1 protein-coding gene is annotated in these 2,721 nt (G+C 69.3%); it reads left to right on the forward strand.

All coding sequences use genetic code 11. The annotated features are described in order from the left end of the window. Positions 1-224 precede the first annotated feature (224 nt). Positions 225-2,690 carry an ABC transporter permease gene (locus ACYDAT_RS16090; protein ID WP_461451454.1) on the forward strand — a complete coding sequence of 822 codons (2,466 nt, stop codon included), beginning with the start codon at positions 225-227 and terminating at the stop codon, positions 2,688-2,690. Positions 2,691-2,721: the final 31 nt, after the last annotated feature.

Genomic DNA, 2,721 nt, shown 5'->3' on the forward strand with positions numbered 1-2,721 from the left:
CCGGGTGTGCCCATATTCCCCTCTCCCACCGGGAGAGGGTGGCGCGCAGCGCCGGGTGTGCCCATATTCCCCTCTCCCACCGGGAGAGGGTGGCGCGCAGCGCCGGGTGAGGGTGCGCGCTTGCGCAGCGCGCCGTGTATCGGCACTTGCCGAGGGCACGGCCAGCCCATTGACAGCGCCAGCTTGTCAGTCTGATTGTGGCGCAACGGACACAGGGGGCAGCGATGCGCAATAACGCCTGGATGCAGATCGGCGCCTATGCCTTGCTGGCATTGGCCATCGCCGCCAGCGCACTGGCCTTCGCCAGCCTGCGCGTGCTGGACACCGCCGGCATCCCGGGCGCTGGGCCGGGCTATCGCTATTACACGCTGGGCGTGATGCGCAGCACCGGGCCGAGCTTCGCCATGGGCAGCAGCGTCATCGCGCAACTCAATCCGCTGCTGCCGCCAACGGTGGTCGCGGGCATGACCATCGACCAGAAGGCATCGCTGCGCGCTATCGCAGCCGATGCGCGCAGCGTCCGCGCGCGGGTCGATCTGGCCACGGGCGACTACATGCGTGCCCTGCATGTCTTGCCCCTGGCCGGACGTCTGCTGCAAGCCAGTGACGTGGTCGACTGCGCGCCCGTTGCCGTGCTCAGCGCCGGTCTGGCGCGACAACTGTTCGGTGCACCCGCGCAGGCCATCGGGCGCAGCCTGCGCATGGCTGCCGATGCCGGCGTCTCCGGCCCGCTGCTGCGCGTGGTGGGCGTCGTGCCTGATGCCTTCACCGGGCTCGATACGCAACGGCCTGCAAGCGCATGGGTGCCCCTCCCGCAGATGCCCGCAATCAGTGGTCAGCATTTCCCGATGTGCACGGCGGCCAAACCGCATAACGGAGTGATGGCCTTCGGCATTTACGGAATCCCGGCCGTGCTCAGCGCGCCGGTCTCGATGTCGCGACCCCAGCTCGATGCGGTTCTGCATGAGGCATGGAACCGTCTGCCGGCAGACGCGCGCGGCAAGGACGAGCAAGGGCTGGTGGTGTCCGCGCCGTTTTCATTGTCGCCGCAGGCGCGCCTGCAAGCCGCCCACCGCACCACGCTGTATCTGGCGCTGTCCCTCGCGGCGCTGGTACTGGCCACCATCAACGTGTTCACCCTGCGCTGGCTGGCGCTGGTGCGGCGCCGGCACGTGCTGCAACTCGAGCGCGTGCTCGGCGCCACGCGCGCTTTTCTGCGCCGGCGCTATGTGCTGCGCACGGCGGTGCTGGCGCTGGTCTTGTTGCTGGCAAGCGCGGCGCTGAGCGCGCTGGGCTACTGGGCGCTGCATGCGCTGACCGGCCACGACAGCGCGCTGTGGGCCAGCCTGAGCCTGCCGGCACTGGCCGGCGAACTGGTGTGGGCGCTGCCGCTGCTGCTGCTGGTCGTGGTGCTGGCCGAGGCCTTGCCGCTGCTGGTGTTGCTGCAGCGCGAGCGCATCGACGGCGGCAGCCGCGTGGCGCTGTCGCGCGCCGATCGCGGCATCGGCATCGGCGTGCTGGTGGCCGAGGTGCTGCTGGCGGCGGTGATGAGCTGCGCGGCGGCCTGGGCGTTGCACTACGCCTGGCAGCAGCGACATGCCAAGCTCGGCATGCTGCACGCGCCAGCCACGATCGTGAATATCAGTCGCAAGCCCAGCGACGCCTCGGGGATGGTGACCTTGACCAAGTCATCCACCAAGCTTCCGGCGCAAGTGCTGCTGCTTGATGCGCTAAAAAATGCCATGCAGCGCGTGGCGCCGGGCGCGCAGCTTGCGACCGGCCCCCTACCCAGAGTAAATGCAGGGTCCTCGCCCAACTCCGTCAATGCCGGTACACGCAGCACTTCGGTCGCGGACCATGCAGCAAACCCCGCATGGCTCGCCGTAGCGGGTGTGCACCTGTTGGCTGGGCGTAATTTCGCTGCGCACCGACCCGATCCGCAAGCGGTCCTGATCGATGCCGCCACCGCGCGTGCCTTGTTTGGCCACGTGCGCGCCGCCGTCGGTGGCACGATGGATCAGAACGGCAGTACATCCCGCGTCATCGGCGTGATCGCGCCGCTGTATCTGCAAGGCCCCAGCCACGATGCCGCGCATGTGTCGATCAGCGATTTCCGCGCGGGCCAGTCATTCTTCCCTCTCATGGGCGGAACCCTGCTGATCAGCCCTGCTGTGCCCGCCACGCGCGCCGCGCCATTGCGCGTCGCGCTGGATGCGACCCTGCAGCGGCAGGCGCCGACCTTGCAAGTGACCCGCATCGAATCCAGCCAACAACTGCTGGCGCGGCTGACCCAACAGCAAACCCGTCAGGCGCAGATATTCCTCGCCATCGCGCTGTTCGCGTGGGCCATCGCGCTGTCCGGCGTGGCCGCGCACCTGCGCCTGTATCTGGCGATGCGCAGACGGCTCGCCGCGATCCGCTCCGCGCTGGGCGCCGGTCCGCGCCGGTTGTACGGTGAGGTGCTGGGCGGCACCCTCGCGCTGGCGCTGGCCGGCATCGTGCTGTCGCTGCTGGTGGCGCCGTGGCTGGCGCAGCAGTTCGCGCTGCTCTCCGGCGCGCAGGTGGCGCCGTTCGGCGTGGCCACTTGGATCGCCCTGGCCGTACTGCTGTTGGCGGTGTTCCTTGTGGCGCACTTCCCTGCGCGCCGCGCCGCGCGCGCCGAGCCGGCGGCGAGCTTGCATGAGCTTTGAACGCGCTCAGCACGCATCCGGGCATTGTCGC

This window comes from Metallibacterium sp. (assembly GCF_054637675.1).

What these genes read in the sequence shown, in the direction of transcription:
- ACYDAT_RS16090 (WP_461451454.1), top strand. Translation starts at nt 225, where the DNA reads ATGCGCAATAACGCCTGGATGCAGATCGGCGCCTATGCCTTGCTGGCA.